The sequence below is a fragment of the Mycobacterium neumannii genome, from assembly GCF_048452905.1.
Lineage (GTDB): Bacteria > Actinomycetota > Actinomycetes > Mycobacteriales > Mycobacteriaceae > Mycobacterium > Mycobacterium neumannii_B.
Genome location: NZ_JBCGVF010000001.1, coordinates 419,813 through 440,626 on the forward strand (window position 1 = coordinate 419,813; position 20,814 = coordinate 440,626).

Annotated in this window: 18 protein-coding genes, 1 tRNA gene and 1 pseudogene; 8 read left to right on the top strand and 12 right to left on the bottom strand. The window is 68.0% G+C overall.

Going from position 1 to position 20,814, the window contains the following annotated elements; genetic code table 11:
- Positions 1–38: 38 nt before the first annotated feature.
- From galE to AAHH99_RS02000, 4 genes are read left to right on the top strand one after another with little or no spacing between them, the layout of a single operon-like run.
- Positions 39–1,016, top strand: a complete 978-nt coding sequence (gene galE / locus AAHH99_RS01985; RefSeq protein WP_418767167.1) for a UDP-glucose 4-epimerase GalE — start codon at positions 39–41, stop codon at positions 1,014–1,016.
- Complete coding sequence (locus tag AAHH99_RS01990) at positions 1,000–2,790, top strand: hypothetical protein (protein WP_418767168.1); 1,791 nt, start codon at positions 1,000–1,002, stop codon at positions 2,788–2,790. The genes galE and AAHH99_RS01990 overlap by 17 nt, the downstream gene beginning before the upstream one ends.
- Before the next feature lie 24 nt (positions 2,791–2,814).
- Positions 2,815–3,186: a carboxymuconolactone decarboxylase family protein gene (locus AAHH99_RS01995; protein WP_418767169.1), complete on the top strand. Its 372-nt coding sequence runs from the start codon at positions 2,815–2,817 to the stop codon at positions 3,184–3,186.
- Entirely contained in the window at positions 3,183–4,085 is a 903-nt protein-coding gene (locus tag AAHH99_RS02000) for an alpha/beta fold hydrolase (RefSeq protein ID WP_418767170.1), read from the top strand. The genes AAHH99_RS01995 and AAHH99_RS02000 overlap by 4 nt, the downstream gene beginning before the upstream one ends.
- Here AAHH99_RS02000 and AAHH99_RS02005 read toward each other — a convergent pair.
- Positions 4,056–4,131, bottom strand: a tRNA-Thr gene (locus tag AAHH99_RS02005). The two genes, AAHH99_RS02000 and AAHH99_RS02005, sit on opposite strands and share 30 nt — an antisense overlap.
- An 84-nt stretch (positions 4,132–4,215) precedes the next feature.
- Positions 4,216–5,424, bottom strand: coding sequence for a DNA polymerase III subunit delta' (locus AAHH99_RS02010; RefSeq protein ID WP_418767171.1), 1,209 nt, complete (start codon positions 5,422–5,424; stop codon positions 4,216–4,218).
- Positions 5,425–5,512: 88 nt separating this feature from the next.
- Between AAHH99_RS02010 and AAHH99_RS02015 the strand changes: the two genes are divergently transcribed.
- A complete protein-coding gene (locus AAHH99_RS02015; RefSeq protein WP_418767571.1) occupies positions 5,513–7,162 on the top strand; it encodes an adenylate/guanylate cyclase domain-containing protein in 1,650 nt (549 codons plus the stop codon).
- A gap of 27 nt (positions 7,163–7,189) precedes the next feature.
- Here the strand turns inward: AAHH99_RS02015 and topA are convergent, their stop codons facing one another.
- The 3 genes from topA to AAHH99_RS02030 form a co-directional block, all read right to left on the bottom strand.
- A complete protein-coding gene (gene topA / locus AAHH99_RS02020) occupies positions 7,190–9,997 on the bottom strand; it encodes a type I DNA topoisomerase (protein ID WP_418767172.1) in 2,808 nt (935 codons plus the stop codon).
- Between the two features lie 135 nt (positions 9,998–10,132).
- The gene (locus AAHH99_RS02025; RefSeq protein ID WP_418767173.1) at positions 10,133–10,723 is read right to left on the bottom strand and encodes a hypothetical protein; all 591 of its coding nucleotides are present in this window, start codon (positions 10,721–10,723) and stop codon (positions 10,133–10,135) included.
- 130 nt (positions 10,724–10,853) lie between these two features.
- Entirely contained in the window at positions 10,854–11,057 is a 204-nt protein-coding gene (locus tag AAHH99_RS02030; RefSeq protein WP_006243848.1) for a cold-shock protein, read from the bottom strand.
- Between the two features lie 277 nt (positions 11,058–11,334).
- Here AAHH99_RS02030 and AAHH99_RS02035 point away from each other — a divergent pair, with 277 nt between their 5' ends.
- Together AAHH99_RS02035 and AAHH99_RS02040 are read left to right on the top strand one after the other, a co-directional pair.
- Positions 11,335–13,662: a DEAD/DEAH box helicase gene (locus tag AAHH99_RS02035; RefSeq protein WP_418767174.1), complete on the top strand. Its 2,328-nt coding sequence runs from the start codon at positions 11,335–11,337 to the stop codon at positions 13,660–13,662.
- Between the two features lie 63 nt (positions 13,663–13,725).
- Positions 13,726–14,751: a PAS domain-containing protein gene (locus AAHH99_RS02040; RefSeq protein ID WP_418767175.1), complete on the top strand. Its 1,026-nt coding sequence runs from the start codon at positions 13,726–13,728 to the stop codon at positions 14,749–14,751.
- On the opposite strand, the pseudogene AAHH99_RS02045 reads toward AAHH99_RS02040, so the two are convergent.
- The 7 genes and pseudogenes from AAHH99_RS02045 to ssd form a co-directional block, all read right to left on the bottom strand.
- A pseudogene (locus AAHH99_RS02045) lies at positions 14,748–15,080 on the bottom strand (Rv3654c family TadE-like protein); the annotation flags it as partial. The gene AAHH99_RS02040 and the pseudogene AAHH99_RS02045 overlap by 4 nt on opposite strands.
- 10 nt (positions 15,081–15,090) lie before the next feature.
- Positions 15,091–15,369 carry a TadE family type IV pilus minor pilin gene (locus AAHH99_RS02050; RefSeq protein ID WP_418767176.1) on the bottom strand — a complete coding sequence of 93 codons (279 nt, stop codon included), beginning with the start codon at positions 15,367–15,369 and terminating at the stop codon, positions 15,091–15,093.
- 41 nt (positions 15,370–15,410) lie between these two features.
- Positions 15,411–15,611 (bottom strand): DUF4244 domain-containing protein, encoded by a 201-nt coding sequence (locus AAHH99_RS02055; protein WP_066847236.1) that lies wholly within the window; start codon positions 15,609–15,611, stop codon positions 15,411–15,413.
- A 26-nt stretch (positions 15,612–15,637) separates the two neighbouring features.
- Positions 15,638–16,207 (bottom strand): type II secretion system F family protein, encoded by a 570-nt coding sequence (locus AAHH99_RS02060; protein ID WP_418767177.1) that lies wholly within the window; start codon positions 16,205–16,207, stop codon positions 15,638–15,640.
- Positions 16,204–16,980, bottom strand: coding sequence for a type II secretion system F family protein (locus tag AAHH99_RS02065; protein WP_418767178.1), 777 nt, complete (start codon positions 16,978–16,980; stop codon positions 16,204–16,206). The genes AAHH99_RS02060 and AAHH99_RS02065 overlap by 4 nt, the downstream gene beginning before the upstream one ends.
- Entirely contained in the window at positions 16,977–18,143 is a 1,167-nt protein-coding gene (locus tag AAHH99_RS02070) for a TadA family conjugal transfer-associated ATPase (protein WP_418767179.1), read from the bottom strand. The genes AAHH99_RS02065 and AAHH99_RS02070 overlap by 4 nt, the downstream gene beginning before the upstream one ends.
- Positions 18,140–19,201, bottom strand: coding sequence for a septum site-determining protein Ssd (ssd, locus tag AAHH99_RS02075; RefSeq protein ID WP_418767180.1), 1,062 nt, complete (start codon positions 19,199–19,201; stop codon positions 18,140–18,142). Before ssd ends, AAHH99_RS02070 begins: the two co-directional genes overlap by 4 nt.
- Positions 19,202–19,618: 417 nt before the next feature.
- Between ssd and AAHH99_RS02080 the strand changes: the two genes are divergently transcribed.
- Entirely contained in the window at positions 19,619–20,476 is an 858-nt protein-coding gene (locus AAHH99_RS02080; protein ID WP_094293226.1) for an HAD-IB family hydrolase, read from the top strand.
- Positions 20,477–20,814 lie beyond the last annotated feature (338 nt).

The window sequence follows — 20,814 nt, forward strand, 5'->3', positions numbered from 1 at the left end:
GCCCATCCGTATGCTGGCCCCGTTGTGAGGAAGAGCGAATGACTTGGCTGGTGACCGGTGGCGCCGGATACATCGGTTCCCATGTGGTGCGCGCCCTGTCGGACGCCGACATGCCGGTGGTGGTAATCGACGATCTGTCGACCGGCCTCCGGCGATTCGTCCCGCCGACGGTTCCGTTCGTGCGCGGCACCCTGCTCGACGGTGAACTCGTCGCACGCACGCTCGACGAGCACCGCGTCAGCGGCGTCATCCACATCGCAGGGTTCAAGTACGCCGGTGTCTCGGTGCAACGCCCACTTCACACCTACGAGCAGAACGTCTCGGCGATGGTCACGCTTCTCAAGGCGATGGAGGCCGCAGGCACCGACAAGATGGTGTTCTCCTCCAGCGCCGCCACGTACGGCACCCCGGACGTCGACACCGTCACAGAGCAGACGCCCACTTCGCCGGAATCCCCGTACGGCGTCAGTAAATTGGTGGGAGAGTGGATGATTCGCGACGCCGCCCGCTCGTCCGGGTTGCGGCACACCAGCCTGCGCTACTTCAATGTGGTGGGATCGGGGTCGGCGGATCTGTTCGACGTCAGCCCGCACAACCTTTTCCCGCTGGTGTTCGACATGTTGTGCCGCGACGAGACACCGCGGATCAACGGCGCCGACTACCCCACTGCCGACGGCACCTGCGTGCGGGACTACGTGCACGTGTCGGACCTCGCGCTGGCGCATGTCGCCGCTGCGAGGCGGCTGGAAGCCGGTGAAGCAATCGAGCCCGTCTACAACCTCGGCAGCGGCAGCGGCACCTCAGTGCGAGAGATCATGACCACGATCCGCGATGTGACCGGATTCGATTTCGAGCCGGTGGTCGGTCCGCGCCGACCCGGTGACCCGGCCCGCATCGTCGCGTCGGGTGACTTGGCCGCGCGCGACCTCGACTGGCGGATGCGGCATTCGCTGGAGGAGATGGTGCGCTCGGCGTGGATCGCTCGCCGACAAGCAGGGGATGCCTATCCGCGGTAACTACGCGCTGGGCAACTGGGTCGCGCGCACCGCCATCGTCCTGATCGTCGTGCAGTTGGCGATCCGGGCGATGCTGGCGTTCGGCGGTTACTTCTACTGGGACGACCTGATTCTGATCGGCCGCGCGGGTACCCAACCGCTGCTCTCGCCGGCATACCTGTTCGACGACCACGACGGTCACGTCATGCCTGCCGCGTTCCTCGTCGCCGGTGGCATCACCTTGTTGGCGCCGCTGAACTGGATCGGCCCGGCGATCAGCCTGCTCGTATTGCAGTTGCTGGTGTCGCTGGCGCTGCTGCGGACGTTGCACATCATCCTCGGGTGGCGTCCAGTCCTGTTGCTGCCGTTGATATTCGCGTTGTTCACCCCGCTTGCGGTGCCCGGATTCGCCTGGTGGGCGGCGGCACTGAACTCGTTGCCGATGCTGGCGGCGATGGCGTGGGTCTGCGGTGACGCGATCCTTTTGGTGCGCACGGGTGATAAGCGCTACGCGGTGACGGCTCTTTTGGTCTACATCGGTGGTCTGCTGTTCTTCGAGAAGGCGGCGGTGATTCCGTTCGTCGCGTTCGCGGTGACCGCTCTCCTGTGCTACGTGACCGGCACCGAACCGGTGAAGGCGGTGTGGCATAGGGGAGTCCGCCTGTGGGTGCCGTCGCTGGCGGTCACGGCGGGATGGGTCGGCGTGTACCTGGTCGTCGTCGACCAGAAGCGGTGGAGTTTCGACCTGGCGATGACGTGGGACCTGCTTGCGCGGTCGGTAACGCACGGGATCGTGCCGGGGTTGGTCGGCGGCCCGTGGGACTGGCAACGGTGGGCGCCGGCCTCGCCGTGGGCGACCCCGCCCGCGTCGGTGATCGTGTTGGGCTGGGTGACCTTGGCCGCCGTGGTGGCGGTGACGCTGCTGCGCAAGCGGCGGATCGCCGCGGTGTGGTCGGTGGCCGCCGGATATGCGATAGCCTGCCAGATCCCGATCTACCTCATGCGGTCATCGCAGTTCACCGCCCTGGAATTGGCGCAGACGCTGCGCTACCTGCCCGACCTCGTCATCGTGCTGGCGCTGTTGGCGGCGGTCGGGCTGTGCGCCCCGAACCGAGAGGGGTCCCGGTGGCTGGACGCGTCGCGGTCCCGAACAGCTGTGATCTGTTCGCTCACAGCGTTGTTCGTGGCCAGCAGCGTGTACTCGACGGCGACGTTCCTGACGGTGTGGCGCGACAATCCGGCACAGGACTATCTGCGCAACGCGTTGTCGGGCCTGGCCGACGCGAGCCGGACGTCGGACGCACCGATGCTCGACCAGGAGGTCGACCCGATGGTCCTGCAACGGGTCGTCGGACCCGAGAACCGGGCCAGCCACATGTTTGCGCTTGTGCGCGAACGTCCCGAATTCTCCGCGGCCACAGACGAATTACGAATGCTCGATCACACCGGTCGCGTGGTCGACGCGAAGGTCACCTGGGTGCGCGCCATCGCGCCAGGACCGCACCCGGGCTGCGGATACCTGGTGCAGCCGGAAGCTCCGGTCCGCATGCCGCTGGACGGCCCGCTGCTGCCTTCGGACTGGACGGCCGAGATCAACTACCTGGCCAACAGCGACGGCTCGATGACGATGTCGCTGTCGGAGGGTTACGAGGTCAAGGTGCCGGTGCGACCGGGCCTGAACCAGGTGTTCGTCCGGCTACGCGGTGCGGGCGACGCGATCGACGTCCGTGCGAACACCGCCGCGTTGTCGGTGTGCATCGCGTCGGGACCCGTCGGATTCGTGGCACCGAAATAGCGTTCGGCGTGCCAGGCTGTCGGGATGACCGACATCCGTGACCAAGGCCTCCAGGTCTTCCGCGAACTGCTTCCCGGCGTCCTTCCCGACGGAGACATCGAACTGCCCGACGACTCCTTCGGCGGCGAGCTGCTCGGACTGGCCATGGACAACGTGTTCGGGCGACTGTGGACCCGAGACGGCCTGAGCCGTCGCGACCGCAGCCTACTGACGCTGGGTATCCTGATCGCACTGCGCGCCGAAGACGAATTGCGCATTCATGTTCAGATTGCGCGCACCAACGGCCTCACCGATGACGAGATCGCCGAGGTCGTCTACCACTGCACCGGCTACACCGGTTTCCCGGCTGCCAACTCGGCAATGAGAATCGCCAAGGAAGTGTTGCAGCCCACGTGAGCATCGCGCCGGTCACCCACCACCGCGTCACCGTCGATGACGTCGACACCTTCTACCGCCAAGCCGGACCGCCCGACGCCCCGGTCGTCCTTTTGCCGCACGGCTATCCGGCTTCGTCTTACGTCTACCGCAATCTGATGGCCGCACTGGGTGAGCGCTGGCGTCTGGTCGCCCCTGATCTGCCCGGTTTCGGTTACAGCTCAACACCTTCACCCGACGGCTTCGGCTACACCTTCGATGCCTACGCGGCCTTCCTGAGGTCTTTCGTCGATGCACTCGCCTTCCGGCGCTACGTCATCTGGCTGCACGACTACGGCTCCCAGTTCGGTTTCCGTCTTGCCCTGGCCGAACCCGAGCGCGTCGCGGGTCTCGTCATCCAGAACGGCGACATCTACGCCGATGCGTTCGGGCCGAAGTACGACTTCCTGCGCGAGCTTTGGAACAACCCTGGACCCGCTGCCCGTCGGCGCATCGCCGAACACGTGACCCTCGCCGGCTTCGAAAGCGAGTTCCGCGGCGAACTTCCGGCCGAGGTGGCCGACCGCATCAGCCCCGACCTGTGGACACTGCACTGGTCGCTGATGAACACCCCGGACCGGCTGGCCAACCTCATCCACCTGCTCGAGGACCAACCGTCGACACTCGACTGGTTCGCTGAGGAGCAGGCATACCTGCGCACGCATCGGCCGCCGACGCTGATCGTCTGGGGGCCATATGACGGCTACATGCCCGAGGAGTCGGCGCGGGCTTACCACCGCGACCTGCCCGACGCGCCCCTGCACCTGCTCGGGGGCGGGCACTGGCTGCTGGAAACGCACCTCGACGAGGTCGTGCCGTTGGTCTCTGACTTCCTGACCCGAGGACCGAACTGGAGCCACCTAGGAGAATCGAACTCCTGACCTGCTCATTACGAGTGAGCCGCTCTGCCGACTGAGCTAAGGTGGCGTGCCTGCGATGAGCGCTTGCGCGAAGAGCTGAAGACACCGGCAGGCGGGACGAGTCTACGGCAGGGCCCGCCGCCGACCCAACTCAGTCGCGCAGCGCCCGTCCGACCGTCGCCACCATCGCGTCGACCGCGAACTTCGGCTTGACGTTGACGGCCAACGCCTCGCGGCACTCCAGCACGGCTTCGATGCAGCGCAGCAGTTTGTCCGGCGGTGCATGCGCGGCCAGCCTGGCGATCTCCTCCGCCATATCGGGGTGGTTGTGTGCAACGTCGCCGGCGTCCGAGGCCACCAGCAGCGCGTCGCGGAAGTACGTCGCCAGATCGATCAGCGCGCGGTCCAGAGAATCACGGGAGGCGCGCGTCTTGCGCGACTTCTGCCGTCGCTCAAGGGCACTCAGGGCACCGGCCGCTCCACGCAGCGAACCGGCCGTCCCCTTTCCGGTGCCACCGGCGCCGAGCGCGGTGCGCAGTTCCTCGGTCTCGGCCTCGTTGCGGTCCACCGTCAGCGCCAGCGCCTCGTCCTCGGCCGTCTTCACCAACTCCTCGGCCGCGGCGTAGGCGCGTGACGGCGTCGCCGCGTCGCGCGCCAGACCCAACGCCCGCTTCCGGCGCTCCCGCGCCGACTCGTCGGTGGCCAGCCGACGGGCCCGCCCGACATGGCCGCCGCTGACCGAAGCCGCCCACCGCGCCTCGGCCTCCGGAAGCCCGTCGCTGTCCATCAGCACGCCCGCGATCGCGTCCACGGTCGGGGTGACCAGCGCCACGTGCCTGCAGCGCGAGCGCAGCGTGATCGCGATGTCCTCGGGGTCCACCGACGGCGCGCACAGCAGGAACACCGTCGACGGCGGCGGCTCCTCGACCACCTTGAGCAGAGCGTTCGCCGCGCCCTCGGTCAGCCGGTCAGCATCCTCGATCAATACGATCTGCCAACGCCCCGTGCCAGGCCGCCGCGAGGCGATCTGCACGATCGCGCGCATGTCGTCGACACCGATCGACAGCCCCTCGGGAATGATCCGACGCACGTCGGCGTGGGTGCCGGCCATCGTCGTCGTGCAAGCCCGGCATTCGCCGCACCCGGGAACACCGTCGGAGGTGCACTGCAGCGCCGCGGCGAAGCACAACGCGGCCACCGACCGGCCCGAGCCGGGAGGGCCCGTGATCAGCCACGCGTGTGTCATGGTTCCGACCACCGCCCCGCTGTGAGCCGCCTCACCGCGTGCGGCGCGTGCTGCGGCCACCAACTCGGCCTCAACAGCCTGTTGACCCACGAGACGCGAGAAGACACCGCCCATCGGAGATAACAGTAGTGCTGCGAACCGACACGTCCGTCTCACAGCACCCGTACCCGTCGCCGAGGCCCGATACGGTTGACGCGTGGCCATGGAAGAACGACCGATCGGGCGGATCAGCGCATTCGTCCGGTGGGCCGCGCGCACCCCGTGGCCGGTGTTCACGCTGGGCATGGTTCAGGCCGACATCATCGGCGCCCTGCTGGTCCTGAGCTTTCTGAGATTCGGCCTGCCGCCCGAGGACCGCATCCAGCTGCAGGACCTGCCCGCCTTCAACCTGGCGGTCTTCCTCGGCTTCCTGTTCGTGTCCTTCACCGTCGCCGCGTATTGGAGCCTGCGGCTGCTGATCCCGGTCATGCGCTGGCAGCGCCGCGACATGCTGCTCGGCGACCGTGATCCTGCCGACACCGAGGTGGCGCGCACCCGCGCGCTGAAGATGCCGTTCTACCGGTCGGTGATCAACGTCGCGAACTGGTTCCTGGGCTCGGTGGTGTTCATCGTCGCGAGTTGGCCGGTGGCCAGTAAGTCGGCGCCGGTGGTCGCCGTCGCCACGGGGCTGGGCGCCACCGCGACCGCCATCATCGGCTACCTGCAGTCCGAACGGGTGCTGCGGCCGGTCGCGGTGGCGGCCCTGCGCGGCGGTGTACCGGAGAACTTCCGCGCGCCCGGCGTGATCGCGCGTCAGGTGATGACGTGGGTGCTGTCCACGGCGGTCCCGATCATCGCGATCGTGCTGGCGGTGGTGGCCAGCAAGTTCGAGATTCTCACCGCTCCCGCCGACCGGCTGACCACCCCGATCCTGATCCTGTCGATCTCCGCACTGGTGGTCGGCCTGGCAGGCACCGTGTTGGTGGCGATGTCGATCGCCGACCCGCTGCGCCAGTTGCGCTGGGCGCTCGGCGAGGTGCAGCGCGGTAACTACAACGCCCACATGCAGATCTACGACGCCAGCGAGCTGGGCCTGCTGCAGGCGGGCTTCAACGACATGGTTCGCGACCTCGCCGAACGGCAGCGCTTGCGCGACCTGTTCGGCCGCTACGTCGGCGAGGACGTGGCCCGGCGCGCACTGGAGCGCGGCACCGAACTGGGTGGTCAGGAACGCGACGTCGCGGTGCTGTTCGTCGACCTGGTCGGATCGACACAGCTGGCGTCGACCATCCCCGCCGCCGACGTCGTCAACCTGCTCAACGACTTCTTCCGCGTGGTCGTCGACACCGTCAACCGGCACGGCGGATTCGTCAACAAATTCCAGGGCGATGCGGCGCTGGCCATCTTCGGCGCGCCGATCGAGCATCCAGATGCGTGCGGCGGCGCGCTCGCGGCCTCCCGCGAACTGCACGACGAGCTGATCGAGGTGCTGGGCCAGACGGAGTTCGGTATCGGGGTGTCGGCAGGCCGCGCGATCGCCGGGCACATCGGCGCCCAGGCCCGCTTCGAATACACCGTGATCGGTGATCCGGTCAACGAAGCGGCGCGGCTGACCGAGCTGGCCAAGCTGGAGGAGGGCCATGTCCTGGCCTCGGCGATCGCGGTCAGCGGGGCTCTGGACGCCGAAGCGCTGTGCTGGGACGTCGGCGAGATCGTCGAACTCCGTGGCCGTGTGGCCCCGACACAATTGGCACGGCCGCTGAACCTGCTCGGCTCCGCCGGGGCCCGCCCCGAACAGACCGACACAGACCCCGCCGACGGCGACGCTGAGCAAGACGCCGAACGTGAAGCAGTTACCGAGGAATCACGCTGATCTCGAGCACAAGCTCACGTTCGCGCGCTAGCTCTTCTTGGCGGCTTTCTTCGCTCCGGCCTTTTTCGCCGTCTTCTTCGCCCCCGCCTTCTTCGTCCTCTTCACCGGCCCGCGCGCCCGACGGTCGGCGAGCAGTTCGGCGGCGCGTTCGTCGGTGATCGACAAGACGTCGTCGCCTTTGCGCAGGCTGGCGTTGGTCTCCCCGTCGGTGACATACGGGCCGAACCGGCCGTCCTTGATCACCATCGGCTTGCCGGTCGCCGGATCCTCGCCGAGTTCACGCAACGGCGGGGCCGCGGCCCGCTGACCGCCGCGGCGCTTGGGCTCGGCGTAGATCTTCAGGGCCTCGTCGAGCGTGATGTCGAACATCTGCTCTTCGGTGGCAAGCGATCGAGAGTCCGTGCCGCGCTTGAGGTATGGGCCGTAGCGGCCGTTCTGCGCGGTGATCTCTTCACCGGTGTTCGGGTCGACGCCGACGACGCGCGGCAGCGACAACAGTCGCAGCGCATCGTCCAACGTCACGGTCTCCAGATCCATCGACCGCAACAGCGAACCGGTGCGCGGCTTCGGACCCGTCGGCTTCTTGCCCTTCTTCGCCGGCGACCCGGCCTCCCCGTCGTCGGGCGGTTCGGGCAGAACCTCGGTGACGTACGGACCGTAACGACCGTCCTTGGCGACGATCTCGTGCCCGGTTTCGGGGTCGACGCCCAGCGTTCGGCCTTCTTGCGGTGTGGCGAAAAGCTTTTCGGCGAGCTCGAGGGTCAGCTCGTCGGGGGTGAGGTCATCCTTGAGGTTGGCCCGCTGCGGTTTGAGCTCGCCGGGCTCAGCGTCCTCGTCGGGAACCATCCGCTCCAGGTACGCACCGTTCTTGCCCACCCGCACGTAGATCGGCCGGCCCTGATCGTCGTCGAACAGCTTGATGGAGTTGATTTGTCGGGCGTCGATCTCCTCGAGGTTCACCCCGACGAGCTTCTTGAGCCCACCCGAGCGGGCGATCGAGTCCTCGACCCCGTGATCGCCGCCGAAGTAGAAGTTGTTGAGCCAGTTGGTCCGTCGCTCGTTACCGGCGGCGATCTCGTCGAGTTCGTCTTCCATCGCCGCGGTGAACCCGTAGTCGACGAGGCGGCCGAAGTGCTGTTCGAGCAGCCCGATGACGGCGAACGCCACCCACGACGGCACCAGCGCGCTGCCCCGCTTCACGACGTAACCGCGGTCCTGGATCGTCTTGATGATCGACGAGTACGTCGACGGCCTGCCGATGCCGAGGTCCTCGAGAGCCTTGATCAGCGAAGCCTCGGTGTAGCGGGCGGGTGGCGCGGTGTTGTGCCCGTCGGCGGTGAGCTCGTTGGCGTCGACGCGCTGGCCCTGCTCGAGATTCGGCAGCCGGCTCTCGGCGTCGTCGGCCTCGCCGCCGGCCTGGTCGTCGATGCTCTCGACGTAGGCCTTCAGAAAGCCGGCGAAGGTGATCGTGCGGCCGCTGGCGTTGAAGACGACCTGCTCCCCCGAACTGGCTGTTCCGGAGATGCGCAGACTCAGTGTCGTGCCGCGCGCGTCGGCCATCTGGGAGGCCACGGTGCGCTGCCAGATCAGCTCGTAGAGCCGGAACTCGTCCGTGTCGAGCGCACCGTGCAGCTGGCCCGGCGTGGAGAACACGTCACCCGCGGGCCGGATGGCCTCGTGCGCCTCCTGGGCGTTCTTCACCTTGCGGGTGTACTGCCGCGGCGACGGATGCAGATACTCCTCGCCGTAGAGCTGGCGGGCCTGGTTGCGGGCTGCTTCCACCGCGCTCGCCGACAACGTCGTCGAGTCCGTGCGCATATAGGTGATGTAGCCGTTCTCGTAGAGCCGCTGCGCGATGCTCATCGTGCGTTCCGAGGAGAACCTCAGTTTGCGACCCGCCTCCTGCTGCAGCGTCGAGGTCATGAACGGCGCGTACGGCCTGCGGGTGTAGGGCTTCTGTTCGACCGAGCTGACCGCCAGCTGCGCTCCGCGCAGACCGCCCGCCAACGCCGTCGCGGCGGCCTGGTCGAGCACCAGCACCTCGTCGGGCTTCTTGACCTGGCCCAGCGAGTCGAAGTCGCGGCCGGTGGCCACGCGGCGCCCGTCGACCGTGTTCAGCTTGGCGGTGAACGTCGGGGGCGAGGCCTGCGGGTCGGAGACACTGGCGTCGAGTTCGGCGGTCACGTCCCAATACCCCGCGCTGCGGAACGCCATCCGTTCGCGTTCGCGCTGCACGATGATGCGCGTCGCGACGGATTGCACCCGGCCGGCCGACAACTTCGGCGCGACCTTCTTCCACAGAACCGGGCTGACCTCGTAGCCGTACAGCCGGTCCAGGATGCGGCGCGTCTCCTGCGCGTCGACCAGGTCGTTGTCCAGGTCGCGCGGGTCCTCGGCGGCGGCGCGGATGGCCGGCTCGGTGATCTCGTGGAACACCATCCGCTTGACTGGGATGCGCGGCTTGAGCGTCTCGAGCAGATGCCAGGCGATCGCCTCGCCCTCGCGGTCGCCGTCCGTGGCCAGATACAGCTCGTCGACGTTCTTGAGCAGGTCTTTCAGCTCGGCGACCGTGCTTTTCTTCTCGGGGCTGATGATGTAGAGCGGCTCGAAGTTGTGGTCGACGTCCACCCCGAGGCGGGCCCACGGCTCGGATTTGTACTTCGCGGGCACGTCGGCGGCGTTGCGGGGCAGGTCGCGGATGTGCCCACGGGACGACTCGACGATGTAATTGGAGCCCAGGTAGCCCGCTATCTTGCGCGCCTTGGTAGGCGACTCGACTATGACGAGCCGCCGGACGCTTCCGTTACGGCCGCTGCCGCGGTCCCCATCAGCCACCTTTTGCTTACGCTCCACTTCTTTGGTCACCCACAGCGCAGAATTCCGCATCCGGCGGCGAATCAACCCTGTCGGCAACTGACAATTTCGCACCCCGCGCCAACCGACGCAAACTGACCCCCCTCGCAGCAGCCGTCAGACCCGTGGCCATTCCTGGAACGCCTCCACACTGCCGGGAGGTTCCCCCACGTTCTCTACCAGGCGCGATAGCCGGCGTCGACCGCTGATCCGCAGGGCCGGGCGTGACCCGCGGGTACCGATCAGCGTCGGCGCGATTCCCACCCGCATCATCGCCGACGCGAGCGGCGAATGCGTGTCCGGCGCGTGCGGGTCCAGCCCGAGCAGATAACGGTCGGCTTCGGGTGTGCCCGCGGCCAAGGTCCAGGCCCGAAGCTCGCGCGGGCCGGGCAGCCAGTTCGGCGGGACGGTCTTGACCGCGCCCCGGGTCCAAACGGCCGCGATCTCCACCAGTCGGGTGTCGACCGCGGTGCGCACCAGCGGTGTGTTCTCGTCGGTGCGGGCGATCTCGGGTTCCAGACCGGCCTCGACGATCATCTCGGCGAGCGCCTCCGCCCGCCATTGACGGTCGACGACGACAGACAGCCGCGCACCCTGCTTAGTACCGGAACCCACCAGGACAACCTGGCCAGGTCCGGCGAGCAGCCCGGTGAGGTCGGCCACCGCGGGGGGCACCGACTCCGCCGAGAAGAACGACAGCTGGCTCACAAATCGACAGTAAGCCAGGTACCGGCCTCAGCCGTGGCGGCCGTGCCGTAGCGCGCCGGAATAGCGAACACCCCGCGGCGGTCGGTTCTCGACGCTCGCGGGGTGTCGCCTTTCGATCGTGCTGGTCGCGCTAGACGGCCCGAACACCGGTGGCCTGGGGCCCCTTGGGGCTCTGGCCAACCTCGAACTCGACCTTCTGGTTCTCCTCCAGGGTGCGGAAACCGCTGCCCTGAATCTCCGTGTAGTGGACAAAAACGTCAGCGGAGCCGTCCTCCGGGGCGATGAAGCCGAAGCCCTTCTCCGCGTTGAACCACTTCACAGTTCCCTGTGGCATTTCCTGTTGTTTCCTTCTCTTATTCACCGGGTGCGGTCCACCGTGTTTCGGTACACCGGGCCCGTTCCGACCGCTCTCCTTCGTGGAAGCTCGGAACTCAACCCGACCTACAACCCTCGCAGGAACCGCGATCGCAACGTCGATCCTGCGAGTGCTAGTACACGAACACAGAAGCTGCGACCGCGATAAGTCAATCACGTTCGTGGCTGCGGCGACAGTCTCGGCGTTTCAAATGGGGAACAATTCGCCTAAAGAGGTGTATCGGGAAGGATGATCGATGGCTGATTTCGGCCGCGAGCTACTCGCGTGCGCGGTCGAAGGCACGGTTGCAGGCGGCCCGAATCCGCTGCGCCACGTCGCAGACATCCCACCGCGACGGGGTCGCCCGATGGGGTGGCCGTGTTGGGCCGACCCAGATGTGGTGCGGGCGTTCGTTGATCGGGGCATCGAGGCTCCGTGGTCACATCAACACGCCGCCGCCGACCTCGCTCACGGTGGACGCCATGTCGTTCTGTGCACCGGCACGGCGTCGGGCAAGTCGCTTGCCTACCAGTTGCCGATATTGACAGACCTGAAGGCGAATCCGCGGTCGCGGACGCTGTATCTGTCGCCGACCAAAGCGCTCGGCCACGACCAACTCCGGTCCGCGGTCGCGCTCACCGAGGCGGTGGGGTTGTCCGACGTCGCACCGTGCGCCTACGACGGCGACAGCCACAGCGACGTGCGCCGGTTCGCGCGGGAACGGTCTCGGTGGATCTTCTCCAACCCCGACATGATCCATCTGTCACTGCTGCGCAACCACGCTCGCTGGGCGGTGTTCCTGCGCAACCTGAGTTACATCGTCGTCGACGAATGCCATTACTATCGCGGCATTTTTGGCTCGAATGTGGCTCTCGTGTTGCGCCGGCTTCTGCGGCTGTGCGCCCGATACTCGCCGAGTGGCGGGGTGCCGACCGTGGTCTTCGCCAGCGCCACGACGGCCTCGCCGGCCCAGACCGCCTCCGAGCTGATCGGCCAAACGGTCGCGGAGGTCACCGAGGACGGGTCACCGCAGGGCGCCCGCACCGTGGCGCTTTGGGAACCTCCGCTGCTCGACGACCTGGTGGGTGAAAACGGGGCACCGGTAAGGCGTTCGGCGGGAGCCGAAGCAGCCAGCGTGATGGCCGATCTGGTCGCCGAGGGCGCCCGGATGCTGACGTTCGTGCGGTCACGGCGCGGCGCCGAGCTGACCGCGTTGGGGGCGCGGGCCCGCTTACAGGAAAGGGCGCCCGATCTCGCCGACCGGGTGGCTTCATATCGCGCCGGTTATCTGTCCGAAGACCGCCGCGCGCTCGAGCGCGCGTTGACCGACGGCGAACTGCGGGGGTTGGCGACGACGAACGCGTTGGAGTTGGGTGTCGACATCGCCGGTCTGGACGCCGTTGTCCTCGCCGGGTTTCCGGGCACCGTGACATCGTTCTGGCAACAGGCGGGCCGCTCGGGGCGGCGCGGTCAAGGCGCGCTGATCGTGCTGATCGCCCGCGACGATCCGCTCGACACCTACCTGGTGCACCACCCGTCGGCGCTATTGGACAAGCCGATCGAGCGCGTCGTGATCGACCCGACCAACCCGTATGTGCTTGGGCCACAACTGCTCTGCGCGGCCGCCGAACTTCCGCTCACCGATGCCGAGGTGCGGATGTGGAATGCCGAGGACGTGGCTGCGACGCTCGTCGACGACGGACTGCTGCGGCGACGGGCCAACGGGTACTTCCCCACACCCGGTATGGACCCGCATCCGGCTGTCGACATTCGCGGCTCGTCCGGCGGTCAGATCGCGATCCTGGAGGCCGGGACGGGACGCATGCTCGGGAGCACCGGGGCGGGCCAGGCGCCCTCTTCTGTGCATCCCGGAGCGGTGTATCTGCACCAGGGCGAGACCTATGTTGTCGACTCCCTCGACTTCGAAGACGGCGTGGCCTTCGTGCACGCCGACGATCCCGGTTACACCACCACGGCGCGGGAGGTCACCGACATCGCGGTCACCGGGCATGGTGAGCGAAAGACGTTCGGCGCGGTCACCGTTGGGCTCGTCCCGGTTTCGGTGAGCAATACGGTGACCGGTTATCTGCGCAGGCACCTGACGGGTGAAGTGATCGATTTCGTCGAACTCGAGATGCCCACCCGCACGCTGGACACCATGGCCGTGATGTGCACGATCACGCCAGAGGCGTTACAGCACAACGGCATCGATTTTCTGCGTGTGCCTGGTGCGCTGCATGCCGCAGAGCACGCCGCGATCGGGCTGCTGCCGTTGGTCGCCAGCTGCGATCGTGGCGACATCGGCGGTGTATCGACGGCCGTCGGGCCCGTGCAGGGGCTGCCGACGATCTTCGTGTACGACGGCTACCCCGGCGGTGCGGGTTTCGCCGACCGCGGTTATCACCGGCTCATCACCTGGTGGGCCGCGACGGCAGATGCGATCGAGGCGTGTGAGTGTCCGGCGGGCTGCCCGTCGTGCGTGCAGTCGCCCAAGTGCGGCAACGGGAACGATCCGCTGGACAAGGAGGGCGCGGTGCGGGTGCTGCGGTTGGTGCTGCGCGAGATATCCGAACCCTCCGGCTGAGGGTGTCGCAACCGCTGGCGCAGCACACCGAATCGCGGGCACGCGCGCCGGTAAGGTAGCCCCATGACCCACGACTGGCTGCTCGTGGAGACGCTGGGCAGCGAGCCCGCAGTGGTCGCACAGGGCCGTCGAACCCAGAACCTGATCCCGATCAGTGCCTTCCTGCGGCGCAATCCGCATCTGATGGCGGTCCAGACGGCGATCGGCGAAACGGTGCGCGCACATCAGGGCTTGAGCAGCATCACCCCGAAGAACGACCGTGTCATCCGCACGGAGGTCGTGCAGATGACCGACGGCCGGATACACGGAGTACACGTCTGGATCGGGCCGCCCGACATGGAACCTCCGGAGCGCCCGGTGCCCGGACCGCTGGTCTGGAACCTCGACACCGGCATCGCCACCGCGACCCCCGAATCGCTGGCCAACAGCGGGTGGGAATCGCCTCAGGAGCCGACCCATAACCGCACTTTCGCCGACGACTTGCCGATGCGTGAACTCAACCCCAGCGAGGCCAAGGTGTTGACCATGGCGATCAAACGCGAGCCGGGCGCCGCGTTCTGCAGCACATGGGACGTCACCGATCACCGCGGTGAGGCGATCAGCGTCGGGTTCGTGACGCGGGCGGTGCTGGAATCCGATGACGACGGACCGGATCGGCTTTTGTGCCGAGCGATGAACTGGCGCAGCGAACGGGAGCAAGAGCACCCGGAGCAGGATCACCTCGCCCAGCGAATCCTCAACGGACTGGCCCAGCCTGGTGTGCACCGCGCCTTGGTGGACCCGACGAACTGGACCTTGTTGAAGTGGCTCGACGACCCGGCTCCGTTCTTCGACTGGCGCGTCAGCCTGGCGGGCGAACACGCGGTGCATCCCGACGACCGCGCCGAGATGGAGCGAATGGCCGTCGATTTCAGGACCGGTATCGCGTCCGGCGTACTGCGGATGACCGGCGTCGGCGGCCAAGAGTGGGCACCGGTCCATGTGACGGTGAACCGGGTCGAACTCGACGACGACGTGTATGCCGCGCTGGCGACGCTGCGCCGCCCAAATGCCACTGAGATCGCCGAAGCGGGCCGACGCGATTCCTAGCTGCTGACATCGGTCGGGCCCGCGCGGGCGACCGCACGCGCGGCGCCTACACCGAACCGGCCCAATGTGATCGGAACGTCAACGGCGACAACAATATCGAGATCATCGACGTCGCATCGCGCCATCTCGGTCTCCATGGCATCGGCGACCGCGGCCGCCCACGAGCACGCTTGGTCGATACCGGCCGCGACCCGGTGGGCGGCTGCCAACGCGCCCAGGTCTGCGGCCGCCTGTGCGCGGTGCCGAGCCGTCACCGCCGCACCGAGGTAAGCGGCACCGATGGCGATCGTCACCACCATCGCGATCATCGCAGCGGCGATGAGGGTGGCCGAACCCTGCTCAGCCCGCCCCCGGTTCCATCGCCGCCACTGCTCGCGCCTCGACGGTGAACCCGGGCGGTATCGGCGACCGTGCGCGCACGGTGGCGGTGACGAACTGTCCCTCGCGGCGGGTGACGACGGTGGCTCCCTCGGGTACCAGATCGCGCGCCGCGCTGCCGTCGTGGCCGCGGGCGGCAAGTCGTGCGGCCTCGCGCGCGGCGTCGACACACCGGATGTGCATCGACACCGCCGTGAGCCCGCCCAGACACAAGACGAGGACCGCGACCAGCGCTGCCACCGCAAACGCCGCTTCGACCGTGGCACTGCCACGCTCACTGGTCAGACGTTCGTGTTGAGGGCGCGGCTGATGATGTTGGTCAACGCGCTGACGATCGAGTCGCCGGTGACGACCGTGTAGAGGATCGCGCCGAATGCCGCGGCCGCGATCGTGCCGATCGCATACTCGACGGTCGACATTCCCTCGTCGGCGACGATCAGCATCGTCAGCCGCGTCTGGAGCGCTCGAATCCTGTTGCCCATCACCTTTTCTCCCCACTCGTTGTCCTTCACAAAATCCCCGACTGCAGCACGTCTGAGGCCAGGCCCGCGACGACCGGGATGATGCCCAGGCAGAAGAACGCCGGCAGGTAGCACACCCCCAGCGGGCCTGCGATCAAGACGGAGGCGCGTTCGGCCGCGGCGCGCGCGGTGTCTGCCGCGTCGTCACGCGACCGGTTGGCCAGCGCGCTGACCCCTTGGGCGAGGGCAGTTCCCGACGTTGCCGACCGCCGCGCGAGCCGCAACAATGCGTCGACGCCGCGATCGCCCTCTGGTGCAGTGGCCCACGCGGTCGCCGGGTCGGCGCCCAGGGCAAGCAGATCCGCGGCACGGCTCAGCACTCGGGCCACCGTCGGCGGTGCTGAGGGCGCCGCGGCCGCCGCGGCGCCAGCCACCGCCATACCCGAATGAAGGCAGGCCGCCAGCACGTCGAGCGCCGAGGCCAACGCCAACGGATCATTGGCCCGGGCTTTGTGGTGTGACTTCGGATTCGGGGTGAGTGCGGCCCGCATACGGGCTCGGCCATCGGTGCCTCCGATAAGCGCAGCGATCGCGAGAAGCAGCGCGGCAAGTGTCATCGCACCACCCCGCCGGTGATCCGGTCCGACCACACCAACCCCAGACATGTCAGTGCCGCACCGATGGCCAGGAGCCATTGGCCCGTCGACAATAGGAAGCGCAGCGGCTGGGCACCGATCATCTCGCCGAGCCCGATGCCCAGCAACGGCAGGACGGCGAGCGCAGTGGCCGTGGTCCGCGCACCGGCCAGACCCGCGCTCACCTGAGTCGAGAACCGTTCCCGCGCAACGATGTCACGGTGCGCGGTGTGCATCAGCGTCGCAATGGCGAGGCCTTGCGACTGAGCCAGATTCCAGCAGACCGCGAGCCGCTGCCAATACGTCGGCAGCGCAGACCGTCGTGCCACGCTGAGCATCCCGGCCGCGACATCGCCACCCATCCGCGCCCTGGCCGCCACCGTGCGCAGTGCTGCCGCGACTGCACCGTCAGCCTCGTTGGCCGCCGTGTCGAACGCTGCTACCGGATGGGCGCCGATCCGCAGTTCCCCGACCAGTACGTCGAGCGCACCCTCCAGTGCGGCGGCTTCTTTGGCCCGCTCCCGCTCTGTGCGCCGACGCCGGCTGCGGGTTTCGACGGTGGCGGCCGCGATGACCGCCGCCGCCACGACACCGAGCGGCGCAACGATCATCAGGGCGACGAGGACGACGACCAGCCACAGAGGCGACGGCACCCGTATCGCCCGGCGGCGCGAGCGTGCCACCGGTGTGCGCCGCCGTCGCGTACCGGGTGTGGTGAGAAGCGCCAGCGCGAGAGCCAGCGCGGCGACGCTCACGAGCCACCCCGCTCACGGATCAGATCGTTGAGCCGCTGTGCGCCGGGGCCGAAGCCTTGCCCGAGACGCCACGCCGTGGAGGCACTGACCGGGCCTTCGCCTCCGGCGGTCAACACCGCGATCTCATCGAGTCGGCGCAGGCCTGCTCGGTCGCGGCCGACGTGGATCACCACCTGCACAGCGGCGCCGAGTTGGCTGTGCAAGGCGGCTCGGTCAAGTCCACCGAGCGCGGCCAGCGCCTCGAGGCGAGCAGGCACCTCTGTCGGGCTGTTGGCGTGCACGGTTCCGGCGCCACCATCGTGACCGGTGTTGAGCGCGCCGAGCAGATCGACGACCTCGGCGCCGCGTACCTCACCGACCACGATGCGGTCGGGCCTCATCCGGAGCGCCTGCCTCACCAGGTCCCGCATCGTCACCTCGCCCGCGCCCTCGACGTTGGCGCAACGCGCCACCAGCTTCACCAGGTGCGGATGGGGTGGAGCGAGTTCCGAGGCGTCCTCGACGCAGACGATGCGTTCGGTAGAAGGAACGGCGCCGAGCAGGGCGGCCAACAGGGTGGTCTTGCCCGCCCCGGTGCCTCCCGAGACCAGGAACGCCAGCCGTGCGCGTACCACGCCGTCGAGGAGGGTAGCGGCGGCCGGGTCGATCGCGCCGGCGGCGGTCAGCGAGGCCAGGCCCTGCGTCGCGGGCCGCAGCACCCGCAGCGACAGACACGTTCCCCCGGAAGCGATCGGCGGCAGGACCGCGTGCAGACGCACCGTGAACGCGCCGGCGCCGAACCCCGTCAGCTGGCCGTCGACCCATGGCTGCGCCTCGTCGAGGCGACGTCCAGCGGCGAGCGCCAACCGCTGCGCGAGCCTGCGCACGGAGCTCTCGTCGGAAAAGCGAATTCCGGTGCGACGCAATCCGTTGCCGTCATCCACCCACACCGCGTCGGGGGCCGTGACCAGGACATCGGTGGTGCCGTCGGCCGACAGCAACGGTTCGAGCACACCCGCCCCGGTCAGCTCGGTCTCCAAGAGGCGAAGGCCGCTGAGCACTTCGCTGTCGCCGAGCACACCGCCGGACTCCGCGCGGATCGCTGCGGCCACCACCGTCGGGCGCAGCGGTGCCGATTCGGCCGCGAGTCGCTCGCGGACTCGGTCGATCAACGAGTCGCTCATGCGGCGACCGCAGGATGCTGCTGCAGAATCGTCAACACCTTGCGCGTCGCGCGACCGAGCGGTGACCGGCGACCGACCCGCAGTCCGCCCCGCTCGAGGGTGACCGCCATACCCGGTTGCGGACGCATCCCCGCCAGCAGCGGCAACCCGACGATCTCGGCGACCTCCGCCGACCGCAGCCCGCCCGGTGCCGGACCGCGCACCACCACACCCGAGTTCGGATTGAGCGTCGACACCCACCGGGCGACCGCGTCGGCCGCCGCGCAGGACCGCACGTCGGCGGGTGTCACGACGACGGCGAGATCGGCGGAGGCCAGGGCGGTCTCGGCCGCCGCGGTCGACCGCCTAGGGACGTCGCATACGACGGTGGCACCGCCGCGACTGCCCGCGTCGATCACGGCACCGAGCGGTACGGGGTCGACGTCGCAGCCGGCGCGGCTGCCAGAAAGCACGGTCACGCCCCGTACGCGCGGCAACGCATCCCGCAGCGCCTCGTAATTCAACCGTCCGCCCTCCAGCCGCAGATCCGGCCAGCGCAGCCCGGATTCGGCTTCACCGCCCACGACCAGATCAATGCCGCCGCTCCACGGGTCGACGTCGATCAACAACGCCTCGGGCGCGGTCAGGGCCAGCGCGGTCGCGAAGACCGATGCGCCTGCACCACCGCGGCCGGCGATGACGGCCGCCACCGCACCGCGACTGCCCGCCTCGTGCAGGCCTTCAGCGGCCTCGGCCAATTCCGCCATCAGCTCGTCGTCCTGCTCGGGGAGGGTGAGGACCCGCTGGGCACCGACCTCGATCGCCGCCTGCCAGTCGGTTCCGCGGGGTTCGACGCGGCCCACCAGGACGACGCGCGTACGTCGCGGCAACGCGCGGGCCACGCATCGGCGGGCGGCTGTGATGTCGAGCACGACGGCGGCCGCCTCCGTCCAGACCTTGCGGCTGGAGGGCTCCGACGCGTGGACAACCGGCACACCCGCCGCCGCACACACCCGGTCCACGTCCTCGCGAAGTGCGGGGTCGGCGATCAGCGCGAGGTATCCCCTTGATGAAGCCACCCTCCAACCCTGTGGCCTGGGCTTGCGGCGACGCTACCGCCGACGCCTCATCTGTGGATCAAAGCGATCTTGTGAATGGCCCAGGTGAGAGTCCGCAAACGAAAACGGCGTTCCGCAACCAATGTGAATGGCAGCACATATCCGGATTGCGAAAGGTCCTGAAAAAGGGACGACCCCCGCCAGGGGGGGAGGAGGCGGAGGTCGTCGTGTATCAGCCCCGGGGGGTCGGGCTGATGCACACCCGACATAAGCCGGGTAAGGCTCACTATACACACGCCAGTCGGCTTCGGCGCAAGTGCTGCGCGCTGAGAAAAGAGGCCCAATCTGCGGAAGTGTCCTGCCTCCGACACCTGTCATAACCTGCCACTTTGTACACTCTCCCGGCGATTGTCACGCGCGGGCCCCTATGCTGGCGTCGTGAGCGCATCTGGTTCGGCGGCCGAGGCGCCGAACGCTTCCGCGACGGGCGCCCCGGCGGACGGTCCGGTCAGAACAGCCGCCTTCTTCGATCTCGATAAAACGGTCATCGCAAAAAGCAGCACTCTGGCTTTCAGCAAACCTTTTTTTGCGCAAGGACTAATGAATCGGCGGGCAGTGCTGAAGTCCACGTACGCCCAATTCCTCTTTCTCATGTCCGGCGCCGACCACGACCAGATGGACCGCATGCGCGCCTACGTCACCAACATGTGCGCCGGCTGGGACGTGGAGCAGGTGAAGTCGATCGTGGGCGAAACCCTGCATGACGTCGTCACCCCGTTGGTTTTCGCGGAGGCGGCCGAGCTGATCGCCGACCACAAACTGTGCGGCCGCGACGTGGTCATGGTGTCGGCCTCCGGGGAGGAGATCGTCGCGCCGATCGCTCGTGCGCTTGGCGCCACCCACGCGATGGCCACCCGTATGGTCGTCGAGGACGGCAAATACACCGGAGAGATCGCCTTCTACTGCTACGGCGAGGGCAAGGTGGCCGCGATCCGGGAACTGGCCGCACGCGAGGGTTACGCGCTCGAGCATTCCTATGCCTACTCCGACTCGATCACCGACCTCCCGATGCTCGAGGCCGTCGGCCATCCGCACGTGGTCAATCCCGACCGCACGTTGCGCAAGGAAGCCGCGGCCCGGGGTTGGCCCGTGCTCGACTTCTCCAAACCGGTGTCGCTGCGGGACCGGATCCCGGCCCCGTCGGGCGCGGCCATGGCGACCACCGCGGCGGTCGGCATCAGCGCTCTGGCCGCCGGCGCGCTGACCTATTCGCTGTTGCGGCGCTTCGCCTTCTAGCCAACTCATCACCCGCCAACCCGGCGTCCGCGTAACGATCCGGACTAGGGCTGATTTTGGCCCTTGATGTGATCGCGGTCACGGGGTACAAAGGAGTCACGGAAGCTTGGAGAGGCCAAGATCGAGTCGGAAGAGAAGGCTCGAATCTCCCGCTTCAGGCTCCCCAGCGCGGAACCCGGCACCCACGCGGAGCACATGCCGCGGAATAGGCAAAAGTGTTGCGGGCCTGCGTATTTGCGAAGAGCGGACGGCTAGAGCGAGCCCTTGGGTGGGGTCGCAGTCGAAGCGCATCGACAAGACGCCGAGGCCACCCACGCAACCCATCAGAGCACGCTTGG